This is a genomic window from Hymenobacter saemangeumensis (genome assembly GCF_039541835.1).
Taxonomy (GTDB): domain Bacteria; phylum Bacteroidota; class Bacteroidia; order Cytophagales; family Hymenobacteraceae; genus Hymenobacter; species Hymenobacter saemangeumensis.
Window position 1 is genome coordinate 1 of record NZ_BAABGZ010000014.1, and the last position, 16298, is coordinate 16298.

The 16298-nt window shown below is 62.0% G+C and carries 15 protein-coding genes; 6 read left to right on the forward strand and 9 right to left on the reverse strand.

Annotated elements, in window-relative coordinates:
- Positions 1–69: 69 nt before the first annotated feature.
- Genes ABD919_RS07240 through ABD919_RS07255 form a run of 4 tightly spaced genes read right to left on the reverse strand, consistent with a single transcriptional unit; the run spans position 70 to position 2992 of the window.
- Positions 70–621, reverse strand: coding sequence for a hypothetical protein (locus tag ABD919_RS07240; RefSeq protein WP_345235213.1), 552 nt, complete (start codon positions 619–621; stop codon positions 70–72).
- Positions 618–980, reverse strand: coding sequence for a DUF5615 family PIN-like protein (locus ABD919_RS07245; protein WP_345235215.1), 363 nt, complete (start codon positions 978–980; stop codon positions 618–620). The genes ABD919_RS07240 and ABD919_RS07245 overlap by 4 nt, the downstream gene beginning before the upstream one ends.
- Positions 980–1213 carry a DUF433 domain-containing protein gene (locus tag ABD919_RS07250; protein ID WP_345235216.1) on the reverse strand — a complete coding sequence of 78 codons (234 nt, stop codon included), beginning with the start codon at positions 1211–1213 and terminating at the stop codon, positions 980–982. The genes ABD919_RS07245 and ABD919_RS07250 overlap by 1 nt, the downstream gene beginning before the upstream one ends.
- A 42-nt stretch (positions 1214–1255) precedes the next feature.
- Positions 1256–2992, reverse strand: coding sequence for a phospho-sugar mutase (locus tag ABD919_RS07255; protein ID WP_345235218.1), 1737 nt, complete (start codon positions 2990–2992; stop codon positions 1256–1258).
- Between the two features lie 200 nt (positions 2993–3192).
- On the opposite strand from ABD919_RS07255, the gene ABD919_RS07260 reads away from it, so the two are divergent.
- Positions 3193–4866, forward strand: coding sequence for a Hint domain-containing protein (locus ABD919_RS07260; RefSeq protein ID WP_345235220.1), 1674 nt, complete (start codon positions 3193–3195; stop codon positions 4864–4866).
- A 251-nt stretch (positions 4867–5117) separates the two neighbouring features.
- Here ABD919_RS07260 and ABD919_RS07265 read toward each other — a convergent pair whose 3' ends face one another.
- Together ABD919_RS07265 and hppD are read right to left on the reverse strand one after the other, a co-directional pair.
- The gene (locus ABD919_RS07265; RefSeq protein ID WP_345235222.1) at positions 5118–5540 is read right to left on the reverse strand and encodes a DUF7832 domain-containing protein; all 423 of its coding nucleotides are present in this window, start codon (positions 5538–5540) and stop codon (positions 5118–5120) included.
- 3 nt (positions 5541–5543) lie between these two features.
- Entirely contained in the window at positions 5544–6677 is a 1134-nt protein-coding gene (gene hppD / locus ABD919_RS07270) for a 4-hydroxyphenylpyruvate dioxygenase (RefSeq protein ID WP_345235224.1), read from the reverse strand.
- A gap of 211 nt (positions 6678–6888) precedes the next feature.
- Here hppD and ABD919_RS07275 point away from each other — a divergent pair, with 211 nt between their 5' ends.
- The 4 genes from ABD919_RS07275 to ABD919_RS07290 all read left to right on the forward strand — a co-directional run bounded on the left by ABD919_RS07275 (position 6889) and on the right by ABD919_RS07290 (position 9514).
- Complete coding sequence (locus tag ABD919_RS07275; protein ID WP_345235226.1) at positions 6889–7275, forward strand: hypothetical protein; 387 nt, start codon at positions 6889–6891, stop codon at positions 7273–7275.
- Between the two features lie 95 nt (positions 7276–7370).
- Positions 7371–7730, forward strand: coding sequence for a DUF952 domain-containing protein (locus ABD919_RS07280; RefSeq protein WP_345235228.1), 360 nt, complete (start codon positions 7371–7373; stop codon positions 7728–7730).
- 72 nt (positions 7731–7802) lie between these two features.
- A complete protein-coding gene (locus ABD919_RS07285; protein WP_345235229.1) occupies positions 7803–8582 on the forward strand; it encodes a class I SAM-dependent methyltransferase in 780 nt (259 codons plus the stop codon).
- A gap of 98 nt (positions 8583–8680) precedes the next feature.
- Positions 8681–9514 carry a hypothetical protein gene (locus tag ABD919_RS07290; protein WP_345235231.1) on the forward strand — a complete coding sequence of 278 codons (834 nt, stop codon included), beginning with the start codon at positions 8681–8683 and terminating at the stop codon, positions 9512–9514.
- Positions 9515–9771: 257 nt separating this feature from the next.
- Here the strand turns inward: ABD919_RS07290 and ABD919_RS07295 are convergent, their stop codons facing one another.
- From ABD919_RS07295 to ABD919_RS07305, 3 genes are all read right to left on the reverse strand, one after another.
- Positions 9772–11691, reverse strand: a complete 1920-nt coding sequence (locus ABD919_RS07295) for an ABC-F family ATP-binding cassette domain-containing protein (protein WP_345235233.1) — start codon at positions 11689–11691, stop codon at positions 9772–9774.
- A gap of 243 nt (positions 11692–11934) precedes the next feature.
- A complete protein-coding gene (locus ABD919_RS07300) occupies positions 11935–14463 on the reverse strand; it encodes an ABC transporter permease (RefSeq protein ID WP_345235235.1) in 2529 nt (842 codons plus the stop codon).
- Positions 14464–14690: 227 nt separating this feature from the next.
- Positions 14691–15371: an ABC transporter ATP-binding protein gene (locus ABD919_RS07305; RefSeq protein ID WP_345235237.1), complete on the reverse strand. Its 681-nt coding sequence runs from the start codon at positions 15369–15371 to the stop codon at positions 14691–14693.
- Between the two features lie 194 nt (positions 15372–15565).
- On the opposite strand from ABD919_RS07305, the gene ABD919_RS07310 reads away from it, so the two are divergent.
- Positions 15566–16252 carry an arylesterase gene (locus tag ABD919_RS07310; protein WP_345235239.1) on the forward strand — a complete coding sequence of 229 codons (687 nt, stop codon included), beginning with the start codon at positions 15566–15568 and terminating at the stop codon, positions 16250–16252.
- Positions 16253–16298: the final 46 nt, after the last annotated feature.

The following is a 16298-nucleotide window of genomic DNA, read 5'->3' on the forward strand; positions in this document are numbered from 1 at the left end:
CTGGCTGGCTTGGCACTGGCTCGCCTTTACCGTCCTGTTGCTGCGCAAAATCGCCCCAACCCCGACTTCCTAAACAGCTTCTACATGTAAATCGGTGCTGTCGCTCTCCGTAATTTTTTCGCAGTGTAGCAATGAGAAAAGTAACTCATTAATTACGGCGCCCGCAGTGCCTACCGTGTCGTTAAGCTGCAACGTATTAAAAGCTGTAGTAAGCTCCTTTTCGAAAGTCGTATTGGTTGGCTTTGTCGTTTGCTCTCTGTTATCGAACGGGAAATTCCAATAGTCGCGATGCCTATTGGATAGGAAAGGAATAGCGTACTGCTGTCCCTGAGAATTGATAAGCACAATGATTTGCTCTTTAACCTCGATGCTGTCAGGAGTTGCGCGCAACTGGATTTCAAATTCCTGACTAGAGAATCCACGACTACTAGTATTTCGACCACGCCGAACACTGCGAATAAGCTGGTAGTAATCCGACTGATTTCCTTTGCCTTTTGGCAGTTGAGGAAATTTATCAGTCAATTTGGTAATGGTTTCCTCCATTGCAGCCTCAGTAGTTGGAGGTGCACAACTGGTAATTACCAAGACAGAAAGTAGCCCAAGTGTGATGAACGGGTTCATACTGAATCCGGGATTTTAGTCAGCCGGAAAAGCCGGCCGGTCAGCACTCCAAATCCGGTATGTAACTCGGGCCCGTGCTGGGCCAGCATCTGCAGAATCAGCGTGGCCCGCTCTGCTATAGGTAGGTCGGCTATCCGGCACAGGAATACGCCGGCGTGCGGCAGGCGGTGCCGAAAAATCAGGTCGCCAAAATCCTTGTCGATAGTGAGCAGCAAGCGGTTTTCCTGATTGGCCAGTGCCAGCACGTCTTCGTCCATGATACCGGGTGAGATTTCGGCAACTGCGGCCACGTCGTGGCCACCCAGCCGCAGCTGCCGAATGATGGGCGCTTCCAGGTTCTCATCAGCTAAGAGACGCATTAGCCTACGGCATAAATAAGCTCATTGCGTACCGAGTTGGCCGCAAACGCTAGGCAGGCCAGCACGGCCTCCCGCGACAGATGCGGGTAGGATTCCAGCACCTGCTCCACGGTCTCACCGGCAGCCATTTTCTCCAGCACGATGTCGACCCCGATGCGGGTGCCTTTGATGGCGGCCTTGCCACCCAGCACGCCGGGGGTGAAGGCGATATACGTTTGCCAGTTGGGTATCATGAGGAAATAAGGTTAGGAGTGACACCAGTGAAAAAGCAAAGGCTATTTTAAGTTCATATCCGCGATAATGGCCTGAATCTTCTCCCCGGCCAGGCGCTGGGCCAAATCAAAATCCACCACCGATTTCAGGGGCTGCTTCACGCTGAAGTAGAACTTGATTTTGGGCTCGGTGCCGCTGGGGCGGGCCGAAATCTTGCTGCCGTCTTCGAGGATGAACTGCAGCACGTTGGAGCTTTCCAGGCCGGTTTCGGTTTCCAGGCCACTGCGCAGGTCGCGGATGCGGCCGGTTTTGTAGTCGCGGATTTCCACCACGCGCAGGCCGGCGATGGTGGCGGGCGGGTTGGCACGCAGGCTGGCCATCATCTCCTGGATTTCCTCGGCGCCGCGCATGCCTTTCTTGGTTAGCGAAATCAGGTCTTCGAGGTAGAAGCCGTAGCTGGCGTACATCTTGGTCATCTCCTCGTACAGGGTGCGGCCCTGGTCCTTGGCCACGGCGGCCATCTCGGCAATCAGGGCGCAGGCCGACACGGCGTCTTTGTCGCGCACGAAGTCGCCGAGCAGGAAGCCGTAGCTTTCTTCGCCGCCGCCCAGGTAAGTCTCGCGGCCTTCCAGCTCCCGAATCAGGCCGGCGATGTACTTGAAGCCGGTCAGGGTCTGGTAGCTTTTCACGCCGTGGTGGCGGGCAATATCGCCCAGGATTTCACTGGTCACGATGGTGTACACGATGTAGTCCTGGGGCGTGAGCTGGCCGGCGCGGTGCCGGGCGCTGAGCAGGTAGTTGGTGAGCACGGCCGCCGTCTGGTTGCCGTTGAGCAGCACCCACTCGCCCTGGCTGTTTTTCACGCCTACGCCCACGCGGTCGGCGTCGGGGTCGGTGGCCAGCACGATGTCGGCATCCAGGGCCTTGGCCTGGTCGAGGGCAATCTGCATGGCGCTTTTCTCCTCGGGGTTGGGCGAGTGCACGGTGGGGAAGTTGCCGTCGGGCGTGGCCTGCTCCTGCACAATGTGCACGTTGGTGAAGCCAAACTCGCGCAGCAGGCCCGGCACCAGCGTGATGCCCGAGCCGTGAATGGGCGTGTACACAATCTTGAGGTCGTGCTGGCGCTGAATGGCCGCCGGGTCGATGCTCAGGGTTTTGGCGGCCTGGAAGTACTGCTGGTCGAGGTCGGCCCCGATTCGGATGATGCGCGAGGCGTCGGCCTCGAACTTCACCTCGCCCACGCTGGTGATTTTATTTACTTCCGTGATGATGTTCTTGTCGTGCGGGGCCACCACCTGGGCGCCGTCGTTCCAGTACACTTTGTAGCCGTTGTACTCCTTGGGGTTGTGGGAGGCCGTGATAACGCAGCCGCTCTGGCAGCCCAGCTGGCGGATGGCAAACGACAGCTCCGGGGTGGGGCGCAGGCTCTCAAACAGGTAGGTGGTGATGCCGTTGGCCGAGAAGATGCCGGCGGCAATCTGGGCAAACTCCGCGCTGTTGTTGCGGCTGTCGTGGGCCAGCGCCACCTTGATTTCCTGGCCGGGGAAGCTTTGCAGCAGGTAGTTGCACAAGCCCTGGGTGGCCATGCCCAGGGTGTAGCGGTTCATGCGGTTGGAGCCCGGGCCCATGATGCCGCGCAGGCCGCCGGTACCAAACTCCAGGCTGCGGTAGAAGGCGTCGGTCAGGGCTTCCTCCTGCCCGCTGTCCAGCATCTGGCGGATGGCCTGCTGGGTGTGGGCGTCGTAGTCGGGCGTCAGCCAGGTGTTGATGGTCTGTTGGATTTCGGGAGCAAGGGCCATAAGGCAGGGTGGCGAAAAGGTGAAAGTCAAATTTAAGGGCCGCAAAGAAACGTCAGACAACGCAAGCAGAATAACAGGAGTCTACAAAATCACCTTTAACTGCAATCCGGGCTGAGCGTGGCCGGCGGCAAAAATGGGCCTAAAAATCAGGTTTCCATCGTGCCGCGGCAATTCCTGGTCCAACACTCACCACTTCCCTCATGTTTACCCTCTCCCGCGTAGTGGCCCTGCTGGGCCTGAGCATGCTTTCGGGCACCGCTGCCCTGGCCCAGAAGCCCGTGAAACAAGACCTGATGCTCTTGTTCGACAAAGTGCCCGCCCCGCTGGCTGCGCCGGACTGCGCCGTAAAGCAGGCCCCGGCCAGCTACAACGCCCTGCGGGCCCAGCTGGCCACCGCCAGCCAGGCCATTGCCCAGGGCCGCACCGCCACCCAAACCAAAGACGAAGCCACCATGCGCGCCGTGGGCAACAGGATGCAGGCCGACGGCGTGGGCAACATGAGCCAGGCCCAGCAGCAGGCCTACGCCATGCAGCAGCTGGGCAACATGCCCGGCGTAAGCCCCGAAACCGCCCAGCTGGCCCAGCTCATGCAGGACCCCGCCTTTCAGGCCCGGCTGGCCAGCATGAGCGACGAGCAGAAAGCCCTGTTCCTGCAGCAGCAGCTGGCGCCCAAGGGCAGCTCCACCCAGCGCATGGTCGGCGACCCCGCCTTCCAGGCCGCCCAGGCCGACTTCATGCAGCAGATGAAAAACCCGAGCTTCGCGGCAGCGTGGAATAAGAAGTCGACCGACGAGCAGGACGCCTACATGAAGCAGCTCATGCAGAAGCACGGGCTGAACGAGGCCAAGATGAAAGCCATTGCGGGCAGCAATGCCGGGCAGCAGCCCCTGGCCCCGCTGGTAACCACCCGGGCCCAGGAGGAGCTGAGCAGGCTCACCGACCCTGCCAACAAGCTCAGCGCCGAAGCTGAGTGGAGTCAGGCCAAGGCCCAGTACCTGAAAGAAGTGGAGACGATTCAGAAGCAGTTGAACACCAAGGTATATAAGGCCTTTACCACCTGCGCCGACCAGAAAGACAACTACGAGCGCCACCACAAGGCCCTGGAGCAGCGCCTGGCCGCCGCCGGCCGCTACCTGGCTACTACCAGCTCCATCTGGGCCAAGTACCGCGCCCAGCAGAAAGCCCGCCTCACCCCCTTCAACGCCGAGCTGAACCGCATTCAGTACGGCGACGCCATCAAGCGGCCGCAGGAGCAGCAAGCCATGCCCACGCTGGCCGCTGGCCAGCAGATTACCATCTTGGCCCTGCAGGCCCTGGTGGAGTACTCGGAGGCTTCCTACGAAGTGAATAAAGAGTACTGCAGCATCAAAACCGAGCTGGCCAAGCCTTTCGTGTGCGAGGAAAACTCCTGCTTCCCGGCCCAGGCCCTGGTAACGCTGGCCGATGGCAGCAAGCAAGCCATAGCCAGCATCAAAGCCGGCTCCCTGGTGCAGAGCTACGATGCCCGCACCGGCCGCATCAGCACCACCCGCGTAAGCGCCGTGCAGGTTCACGCCGACCACGACTACCCACTGCTGCGCCTGCGCTTTGCTACCCCCGCCGTGCTGGCTTCCACCGAAGACACCGTGGCTCCCTTACTGCCCGCCACCGAAGTACTGGCCACGCCCAACCATCCTTTTCTGACCGCCGACAACGACGCCGTGCGCGCCGACGCGCTAAGCAGCACCCAGGCCGTGCCTTTCACGGCAGCCGCTGGCCTGGAGCCGGCTTACCTGGCCGAGCGCAGCAGCGCTGGTACAGCTACGGTAGTATACAACCTCAAGACTGAAGCCGGCAACTACTTCGTGGAAGGCTTGCTGGTAGGGGACAAGTAGGGATAAATTGGGGATGGCGCGGGGTCGTACCCGGAGGGCTGTGCCCCGTGCCGGCTATTCGCAGGCCTCTGGCCTGCTCCGGCAGAACGACTGGCATATGAACCGTTCTGGCGTCGCGGGCCAGAGTCCCGCAAGTAGTCGACACGGGGCATAGCCCTTCGGGTACAAACTCACGTCATCGGTGACCAGCCTAACCGATGTAAAAAGCCCCGCCGTCTGGACTGACAGCGGGGCTTTTTACATTTATAGGACTAGCTTCTAGACCATATGGCGAAGCGGCTTTCCAGGATTGGTCGCAGTAGCTCGAAATTCTCCCAAGTATCAGGAACATGGTAAAAACTAGGAAGAGCAGTGGCTAATGCCTTCTCGTAATCTTTGAAATAAGCCCCCTGCTCCAGGTCTAGGTAAGCAGCAGCAAAGAAGTTACCGGTTTCGCTTAGCTCATCATGACTCAGCTGCCCGTCACAAGTAGCCAGGAAATATGCTCCGGGAGTAACTTCCTGTTTCTGCAGCAGCTTTAGCTCTTCAGCAAAATCATTCAGGTGGCCTTCACTGCCTAAGCCCTTTAATAAGGCCCAGGCAAGAAACATTCCGCTATGAGTTGCTGCGGCCTCGTCAGGCAGGTCGGACGGATAGTCTCCTCCCGAATGCCAGGTTGCATCGTCGTATTTCACTGTTTACAGATTCCCTCGCAGCGCCTGCTCGCGCTCAATGGCTTCGAACAGGGCTTTGAAGTTGCCTTTGCCGAAGCTGGTGGCGCCTTTGCGCTGAATGATTTCATAGAACACCGTGGGCCGGTCCTCGACGGGCTTGGTGAAAATCTGCAGCAGGTAGCCTTCGTTGTCGCGGTCGACGAGCAGGTTGAGCTGCTTGATGGACTCCATGTCCTCGTCAATCTGGCCGATGCGGTCGGTGAGGTCTTCGTAGTAGGTGGCCGGCACGCTCAGGAACTCCACGCCCCGGCGGCGCAGCTCGGTTACGGTGGCGCGGATGTCGTTGGTGGCGATGGCGATGTGCTGCACGCCGGGCGAGTGGTAGAAGTCGAGGTACTCCTCAATCTGCGACTTTTTCTTGCCCTCGGCGGGCTCGTTGATGGGGAACTTCACGTAGCCGTTGCCGTTGCTCACCACCTTGCTCATCAGGGCCGAGTACTCGGTGCTGATGTCCTCATCATCAAAGGTGAGCAGCAGCTTGAAGCCCATCACGTCTTCGTAGAACTTCACCCACTGGTTCATCTCGCCCCAGCCTACGTTGCCCACGCAGTGGTCGACGTGCAGCAAACCCACGGGCGGGCCCTGAGGCACGGCGCTTTTCCGGGCCACGAAGCCCGGCATGAAGGGGCCGGTGTAGCCGTTGCGCTCCACGAAGGTGTGAATGGTTTCGCCGTAGGTGTAGATGCCGGCCATGGTCACCGAGCCGAACTCATCCTCGATGGTGTAGGGCTCGAAGGCCGACTTGGCGCCGCGGCTGGTGGTTTCTTCCCAGGACTTGCGGGCGTCGTCTACCCACAGGGCCATCACCTTCACGCCGTCGCCGTGCTGGGCTACGTGGCGCGTGATGTCGGAGTCGGGCAGCAGCGAAGTGGTGAGCACAAGGCGGATTTTGCCCTGCTGCAGCACGTAGCTGGCGCGGTCGCGCAGGCCGGTTTCGGGGCCGGCGTAGGCCACCAGCTCGTAGCCGAAGGCAGCCTGGTAGTAGTAGGCCGACTGCTTGGCGTTGCCGACGTAGAATTCCACGTAATCGGTGCCCTTGAGGGGAAGGAAGTCGACGGCGGCCTGGGCCTGGGCGTCCGGGGAGGTCATGGTTTGCATGGTGCGGGTGGGTGAGATGAAGGATAAAAAGCAGTGGGAGAGGCCGTTACTGCCCGGGCGGGGTACGCACGAAGGGGGGTGGCGGCTTGGTTGGGTAAAATTACTGGTTCCGGAAGAATTCGGCCCCGGCCGGCGAGCCAAATGTTCGGCGGCCGCGTATTTGCCAAATCATTCCCACTTTTGTAGCCTCACCCACTGGCCTGCGCCTTTTATGAATACCGAAGAACTGAACCGTGCCCTGGTGGCCCTCATCGAAAAGAAAGCCGAGCTCCACACGCTTACCTACGACGACGCCCGCTACGACGACGTAGAGGAAGCCCTGCACGACCTGGAAGACGACTTCAACGAGAAGTACGGCGACTTCCTGGAAGATGCCCTCGACAAGGTGCACGGCGACCTGAAGTCGGACACCGACGTGCTGCTGCCCACGGCTTACCTGCCCAGCAGCGCCAAAACCGCTCCCTCGCCCAAGGAGGGCGTGTGGGTCGACTCCGAGAAGTACCCCGGCAAAGAAGCCCGCATCACCCTGGTGCCCAACCCCGTCCGCCTGCTACTCACCGTTGGCAAAACGGTGCAGCAGGAGCTGTGGAAAGCGTAGAGTTAACTTAATTATGAATTATAAATTATGGATTATAAATGGTCCGCGAAGGATGATGCAGTCATTCATAATTCATAATTTATAATTTAAAAAGGATGCTTTACCGCATTGCCGAGCGTGCCGATTGGTTGGCGGCCCAGGAAACGGGCCTGTTTGCCAGCGCCGACCTGGCAGCGGAAGGCTTTATTCATTCTTCGGAGCGTCATCAGCTCCTGGAAACGGCCCGCCGGTACTATGCCGGGCGGGCCGATTTGGTTTTGCTGGAGATTGACGAAGCCCGGCTGCAGGCCGCCGGGGTGCGGGTGGAGCGGGAGTTTGTGGCCACCCGCGGTGAGGCCTTTGCCCACCTGTTTGGGGCCGTGCCGCTGGCCGCCGTCCGCCGGCTCTGGCCCTTTGCTACCGATGCCGAAGGCCAGGCCCAGCTGCCGCAGGAGCTGCAGGTAACTGGCCCGTGAGTACAAGGTAAAAGCCCGCAGCTTGGGTTCTTGAGCGGGTTTCTGGGCGCTATACTGTTTCTTTGGCTTTACATGGAAGCAGCAACTTCGTACCCGGCCGGGGCCCCGCCGACCCCAGATTATGAAAACGTGCCCCGGGGCAACACCCAGAAGCACGTCAACCGGGAGGTGCTGCGCTACCTGCTGGAGCGCTCCGGCCTGAGCAGCCAGAGCCGGGTGCTGGACCTTTCCTGCGGCGACGGCGAGCTGCTGACCCTGCTGCGCCGCTACTGGCCCCAGGCCACGCTGGTCGGCAGCGACATCCGGTCCACCGCGCCGGCCGTGCCCGGGCTGTACTACCAGCAGGCCGACCTCAGCCAGCCCTTTGAGATTGCGCCGGGGGCGGGGGCGTTCGACCTGGTGACGTCGGTGAGCGGGGTGATGATGTTTGGCAACACCCGCACGTTTATTGCCAGCAGCGCCCGGCACGTGCGCCCGGGCGGGCAGCTGCTCGTCACCAACGACAACATCCTGACCATGCGCGACCGGGTGTCGTACCTGTTTACCGGGCGGGTGCGCCGGTTTAAGCTCCTGTTTGAGGCCGACGAGAAAATCACGCAGCTGGTGCAGCACCAGGAACTGAAGCGCCTGCTGGAAATCCACGGCCTGGAGGTGAAGGAGGTGTTCTACACCTCGTTTTATACCGAAGACCTGCTCTACCTGCCCCTGGCGCTGCTCATCTACCCTTTTCAGTGGCTGAGCACGCGCCGCCTTAAAAACTCTACGCCCCAGGCCCTGCGCCAGCAGCTGTTCGGCTTTAAATCGTTGCTGTGCCGGCATTACGTGATGATAGCGCACAAGCCGGCGGCGTAACTTTGGGTAGCTGACGCCGGGCCGGCTTTCTCGAGCAGGGCCATGCAACCTTTTTCCGGCAAACTGCATCGACGTCAATAGCCATTTGCCCTACCGCTATGCTACGACTCTCTACTTACGGACTGCTGCTTTTGCTTTGGAGCACGGTTTCCTGCGCCCCCACCTACTACCTGGGCATGAAGCCGGCCCACCCTACAAACCTGTTTATTGAAGGGCGCGAGCAGGCTCAGAATTTTGCCGACAGCGTGGAGGTGCGCCTGAGCTTTGTGCGCTACGAGCCCACCCGCCTGGTGTTCGAGGCCGAGTACCGCAACCCCAGCAAGCGCCCACTGGTAGTAGCGCCCACCGATTTCGGCTGCCAGCCCAGCCGCCGCGCCCTGGAAGCGCGCCCCGCCAACGCACCCAGGGTGAAGCCGGCGCGCGGCACGGCCGTATCGGCCAGCGTGGCTGCGGCCAGCCGCTCGGAGTATCTGCAGCCCCTGCCGGCCAAGGTGCCGGCCATCGACCCGGAGGCGGAGATTTCGGCCCTGCAGCGGCAAGCAGATAAGGAGGCGGCGCGGGCCTCGCGCATCGACTGGCTGGGGGTGGCCCTCACGGCCACTAGCCTGGTGGCCGACATCAGCAGCATTGGCAAGCGCGAAACCGTGTCGCAGTTCCAGAGCCGGGCCCTGCTGCACGAAACGGCCATGGCCTACAACATCGCCTCGGGCGCCAACAAAGTCCGCCAGGCCATCACCGCCGAGGAGCTGCGCCGGCAGTCGGGCCGCCTGCAGGAGCACGCCCTGCGCAAAGTGACGCTGCAGCCCGGCGAGCAGGTGTACGGCCTAGTATACTTCCCCCGCATTGATACCGCCGACACCCTGCGCCTGCAGGCCCCCGGCCCCAACGGCCCGGTGCCGCTGGAGTTTATTCAGACGCACACCCGGGAGTAGATGTGGTTTGAGCTAGCATGTCATTGCGAGGAGGCACGACGAAGCAATCCGTCCTGTTCTCAGCGACTAACTTACTAATGTAAAAAGCCCCAACGCCAGAACCGGCGTTGGGGCTTTTGATTTATCACAGCTCGGAGTGACTGCTGCTAGAGGACGGATTGGCTACGCCGAACTGCGTTTGCTTCGCTGCACTTCGTTGCGCTCGCAATGACAGGGCTTTTTACCTCATCACTCCATCACCTCATCACCAAAATCTCCTACATAAACTCCGCCAGCTCCAGCCAGCGCTCTTCCTTCTCGCCCAATTCATTCTCGATGGCCTGCAGGCGGGCGCCCCAGGCGGCGAAGTCCTGGGGGCTGCCGGCCCCGCCGTTCAGCTTGGCGGTGATGTCCTGCTTTTCGGTTTCCAAGGTTGCCATTGCTTTCTCAAGCTGCTCGTATTCCTTTTTCTCGGCAAAGGTGGCGCGGCGTTTAGCGGCTGAAGGTGCCACAGCGGTGCTTACAGCCGGCTGCACGGCGGCCGTTTTTGCGGCAGCGCGGGCGGCCTTGGCGGCCTTTTCTTCCGCTTCGAGCGCGGCTTCGGTTTCGCGCTCGGCCAGGTACTCGCGGTAGTCGGTGTAGTTGCCGGGGAAGTTGAGCACGGCCCCGCCGGGCTCGAGCACGAAGAGGTGCTCGGCGAGGTGGTCGAGGAAGTAGCGGTCGTGGCTCACGATGAGCAGGCAGCCGGTGAAGTGCAGCAGGAAGTCTTCCAGGATGTTGAGCGTGGCCAGGTCCAGGTCGTTGGTCGGCTCGTCAAGAATCAGGAAGTTGGGGTTTTTAATCAGCACGCGCAGCAGCTGCAGGCGGCGCTTCTCGCCCCCGCTCAGCTTGCTCACCAGGGTGTACTGCTGGGCCGGCGGAAACAGGAACAGGTTCAGAAACTGGCTGGCGGTGAGTACGTCGCCGTTGGCCAGCTCCACTACTTCCGCCACTTCCTTCACAATGTCGATGACGCGCTGCGAGGGGTCGAACTCCAGCTCGGTCTGGGTGTAGTAGCCGAACACCGTGGTCTGGCCCACGTCCACGATGCCGGAGTCGGGCTGCAGCTTGCCGGTGAGCATGTTGAGCAGCGTGGACTTGCCCGCGCCGTTGGGCCCCACCAGGCCAATCCGGTCCTTTTTCTTGAACACGTAGCTGAAGTCGTCCAGCACCACGTTGTCGCCAAACTTCTTGTTGAGGTGGCTGGCTTCGATGATTTTACCGCCCTGGCGGGTGGTTTTCACGCTCAGCTCCACCTGCTGCTTGCTGAGGTTGGTGCTGGCTTTCTCCTTGGTCACGTAAAAGGCGTCGATGCGGGCTTTTTGCTTGGTGCCGCGGGCCTGGGGCATGCGGCGCATCCACTCCAGCTCCTTTTTGAACAGCTGACGGGCCTTCTCCACTTCAGTGGCCTCGCGCATCTCGCGGTCGGCTTTCTTCTCCACGAAGTAGGCGTAGTTGCCCTGGTAGCGGTACATCTGGCCTTTGTCGAGCTCTACAATCTCATTGGCTACCTTGTCGAGGAAGTACCGGTCGTGGGTCACCATCAGCAGGGTGAGGGTGGGGGAGGAGAGGCGGTTTTCCAGCCACTCGATGGTGGCCAGGTCGAGGTGGTTGGTGGGCTCGTCGAGCAGCAGTACGTCGGGCTCCTCAATCAGCACGCGGGCCAGGGCCACGCGCTTGCGCTGCCCGCCCGAAAGCTGGGCCACGTTGCGCGTGAGCAACTCGCCCAGAATGCCGAGGCGGCCCAGAATCTGCTGCACCTGGGCTTCGTAGTCCCAGGCGTTGAGGGCGTCCATGCGCTCCATCACGCGCTGCAGGTCGTCGGGCTTGTGGTTGGGGTCGTTCACCACGTGCTCGTAGTCCTGAATGGCGTGCAGGGTGTCGTTCTGGCTGGCGAAGATGGTTTGCTCCACGGTCAGGCTCTCATCAAACACCGGGTTCTGGCCCAGGTAGGTCACGCGGATGCCCTTGCGCACGCTCACCTCGCCCGTGTCGGGCGCTTCGATGCCGGCCAGCACCTTCATCAGCGTGGTTTTGCCGGTGCCGTTAATGCCCACAAAGGCCACGCGCTGGCCCTGGTTCAGGCCAAAATTCAGTTCTTTAAACAGCCAGCGGTCGGCGTAATTCTTCGAGATGTTCTCGGCGGATAACAGATTCATAGGCCGCAAAGGTACGGCCGGGGCGGGTGGGGTCGGCTGAAATGTTGAGGTTACGGCCCGAGCGCGGGTTTAGCGCAGCGCAACTCGTGTCAGCTCATTCGGGCGAGGCTGTGCCTCGCAGCAGAACAAGCCGGCTGCGCAGCCCCGCCTTGCCGCTGGCGCGGCAGGGCGGGGCACAGCCTCCCCGACATGGCTTGGCACGAGTTACGCTGCGCTAAGCTCGCGCCAGTACCACTTTTCTACTCAGCCCTCGCCGCGCAGCACTTCCAGCGGGGGGCGGGTAAGCACCTCGCGGCTGTTGAACAGCCCGATAAGCACCGTGATAAGCGTGACCAGCGCCATCAAGCCCAGCAGGGGCAGGATGGTGGGCGTGAAGTCGGCCTCGAACACCACCGCGGCCTGGGCCCAGCTGGCTACCACGGCCAGCCCGATGCCCACAATGGCCGAAAGCAGGCCCAGGAAGGCGTATTCGGTGAGGGTGATGAGCAGAATCTGGCGGCGGCTGGCGCCGATGGTGCGCAGCAGCACGCTTTCCTGTATGCGCTGGTAGCGGCTGATAATGACCGAGCTGCCCAGCACCAGCAGGCCCGTCACGATGCTGAAGAAGGCCATGAAGCGGATGACGAACGAGATTTTCTGCAGGATGTCGTCCACGGTTTTCAGAATCAGGCCGATGTCGATGGCCGACACGTTGGGGAAGCGGGCCACCAGCTGGCGCTGCACCTGCCCCAGCTGCTGGGTGTTGGGCACCCGCGTCACGAGCACATAAAACTGCGGGGCCTGCTCCAGCACGCCCTTGGGAAATACCACCAGGAAGTTGGTTTGCATCTTGGCCCAGTCTACCTCCCGCGTGCCGCCGATAATGGCCTTCATGGGCGAGCCCTGCACGTTGAAGCTGAGCGTGTCGCCCAGGTGCAGGCCCACGGTTTTGGCATAGCCGCCGTCGATGGAAATGCGGGGCAGGCCGTCCTTGCCCACGTAGGGCGGGCGCCCTTCCAGCTGCTTTTCGGAGGCAGTGAGCGAGTCGCGGTACGTCACGCGGTACTCGTTGGTAAGCGCCCAGGGTGGAATGTTGTCGGTGGTGTCGCGCTTGATTTCGGCCACCGTGCGCTTGTTGATGGCCATCAGGCGCATGGTTACCACCGGCAGGCCGTTGATGATGGGCAGCTTCTGCTGCTGCAGCAGCTGCTCCACGCCGGCCCGCTGCTCGCGCTGAATATCGAACAGCACCAGGTTGGGCTGCTCACTATCGGAAGAAGTAAGCTGCAGGCGGCCCAGCAGCAGGGCCTGCACCAGGTAGAGCGTGGCCACCAGGAAAGTGCCCAGGCCGATGGAGGTGATGAGCGTCAGCGTCTGGTTGTGGGGGCGGAAGAGGTTGGCCAGGCCCTGCCGCCACACGTAGCTCCAGGAGCTGGGAAAGAAGCGGCGCACCAGCTTCATCAGCAGCAGGCCCAGGCCCATGAGGGTGGCAAAAGCCAGCAGCAGCCCGCCCGCGAAAGCCAGCGCCACCAGCCACTGCCGCGTCTGGGCGTAGGCGAAGGCCGTGATAAAGAGCATCACCAGGGCGTAGATAAACCAGCGGATGGGGTCGGGGCCGGCCGTGTCTTCCTCGTAGGCCGAGCGCAGCACCCGCAGCGGCGACACCCGCCGGATGCTCAGCAGGGGCAGCAGGGCAAACAGCACGGCCATGAGCAGGCCCGTGACGATGCCCAGGCCAATAGACGACCACGACACGCCCATGGCCACATCCACCGGCAGCAGGCTGCCCAGCACCCGCGGCAGCATCAGCTGCACGGCCGCGCCCAGGGCCGCGCCAATGATGGCGCCCAGCAAGCCCAGGCCGGCGGTTTGAATCAGGTAGATGAGCACGGCCTGCCGGCCGCTGGCGCCCAGGCAGCGCAGCACGGCCACGGCCGCCAGCTTTTCGCGCACGTAAAGGTTGATGGCGCTGGCTACGCCCACGCAGCCCAGCAGCAGGGCCACGAAGCCCACCAGACCCAGGTAGCGGGTAAGGTCGCCGAAGGCCCGGCCCGTGCGCTCCTGCCGGCTGCTCACGGTGTCGGACTCAATGTTGGCTTTGTCCAAACGGTTCTGCAGGCCTTTTACCAGGCCGGCTACATCGGTGCCGGGCGCAAACTGCACGAAGGTGCGGTAGGTGACGCGGCTGCCGCGCTGCACCAGGCCGGTTTGCTCCAGGAAGCTGCCGGGCAGAAACACCGAGGGCGACACGGCGCTGGCCATGCCCGAGCGGCCGGGTGTGCTCAGCACCTTGCCCAGGATGGGCAGCGTCACGTTGCCCACCCGCACGGAGTCGCCCACCCGGCTGCCAAACTGGGCCAGCAGCACGTCGTCGACCAGGGCGCCGCGCCCGGCGCGGAACCCGGCAATGGCCGACACCGGCTGCACGTCCCACTTGCCGTAGTAGGGGAAGTTGCCGCTCAGGTTGCGCACCTGGGCCAGGCGCACGCCCTGGGTGCGCGGAAACAGAATCAGCGAGGCGAAGGTGACTTCGTCGGTCCGCTCCGTGCCCAGCTTGTTGATAAGCGGGGCCACGGCCGGGTCGAAGGGCTGGCTGGAAAAGAACATGGCGTCGGCCCCCAGCAGCTCCTTGGCCTGGTCGGCGATGCTGCGGGCGAGGTTGTCGCCAAAGGAGTTGATGCCCACCAGGGCCGAGATGCCGAGGATGATGCTCGACATGAACAGCAGCAGGCGCGTACGGCTGCGGCGGCTGTCGCGCCAGGCCATGCGCAGGAGCCAGGAGGTATTGGCCATTCTTGTTGATGTGCTGATTAGGTGATGTGCAGATGTGCTGATTATTGATGTGCTGGCTGGCTGACGTGCTGATTGTTGATGTGCTGATGCGATAAGCCAGCTGTGGACTGAGGGTGAGAAGCAGTAAAGAGCTTAGCGTTGTTGATGAAGCTGAATAGGTTTGCCTTCGGCTTCACATCATTGACAAAAGCATCCTCGGCTTATTAACCCATCAGCACATTAGCACATCAACGAATCACCTCATTCTCAACAACCACCTTCCCACCTCTAAGGCGCAGCACGCGCTGGGTTTGAGCGGCCAGCTCCAGGTCGTGGGTGACCAGTACCAGCGTGGTGCCGGCTTCACGGTTGAGCTCAAACAGCAGGTTCACTACCGTGGCGCTGGTGTCGGGGTCGAGGTTGCCGGTGGGCTCGTCGGCAAACAGGATGGCGGGGCGGTTGGCAAAGGCCCGGGCCAGGGACACGCGCTGCTGCTCGCCGCCGGAAAGCTGGGTAGGGTAGTGGTGGCTGCGCTGGCCCAGGCCCACGCGCTCGAGCAGCCCCTGGGCGGTTTGGGCCGAGTTTTTTTCGCCCCGCAGCTCCAGCGGCACCTGCACGTTTTCGAGGGCCGTGAGCGTGGGCAGCAGCTGGAAGTTCTGGAAGATGAAGCCCACGTGCTGGTTGCGCACGGCCGCGCGTTCGTCTTCGCTCAGGTTGTCGAGCTGAATGCCATTGAGGCGCACGCTGCCGGAGCTGGCGCGGTCCAGGCCGGCGCAGAGGCCCAGCAGCGTGGTTTTGCCCGAGCCCGAGGGCCCGACGATGGCAAAGGTGTCGCCGGCCTGCAGGCCGAAGCTTACTTCGTGCAGCACCGTGAGCTGCTGCCCCGCGCTGGGGTAAGACTTGGTGAGGTTCTCGACTTGTAGTATCACAGTCTGATGGAGTTCAAAATAACAAAGGGCCGCCGCGGCGGGTATGCCGGATGGCAAAGTAGTACTTCGCAATGAGCGGGGCCGAGCAAGCAACAGCTGCCGCCGCATTACGTTTGCGTAGCCTGACGCACAAACCTTACGAATACTTTGCGCATTTTGGCTACTGCGTGCTGAAAATGCTTATTCCCCGATTTATGAAGCTTCAATTCCTGGCCCCCGCCGCCCTGCTGGCCCTGCTGCTGGCCGGCTGCAATTCCAAAACCGAGCAGCAAAGCAGCGCCGCGCCTGCCACTGAAACCGCCGCGGCCGGGGCGTCAGCCGCTACCGGCAAGAAGCGCATCCTGTTTTTTGGCAACAGCCTTACGGCGGGCATGGGCCTGGACCCCGAAGAAGCATTCCCGGCCTTGATTGGGCAGAAAATCGACTCGGCCGGGCTGGGCTACGAGGTAATGAACGCCGGCCTGAGCGGCGAAACCACCGCCGGCGGACGCAGCCGCGTGGGCTGGGTGCTGCGCCAGCCCGTCGACATCTTCGTGCTGGAGCTGGGCGCCAACGACGGCTTGCGCGGCCTGCCCCTGGCCGACACCCGCCGCAACCTGCAGGCCATTATCGACACCGTGCGCAAGAAAAGCCCCGACGCTAAAATTGTACTGGCCGGCATGCAGATGCCGCCCAACCTGGGGGCCTCCTACGCGGCCGACTTCAGTAAAATCTACCCCGAGCTGGCTCAGAAAAACAACGCCACCCTCATTCCCTTCCTGCTCGAAGGCGTAGCCGGCCACGTCGAGCTCAACCAGCGCGACGGCATTCACCCCACAGCCGAAGGCGACCGGATTATTGCCCGCACCGTGTGGAAAGTGCTGCTGCCCCTGCTGCAGTAGCGCGGACTCTGGGAGTCCGCGACCCAGAACAACACCAGCCGGCACG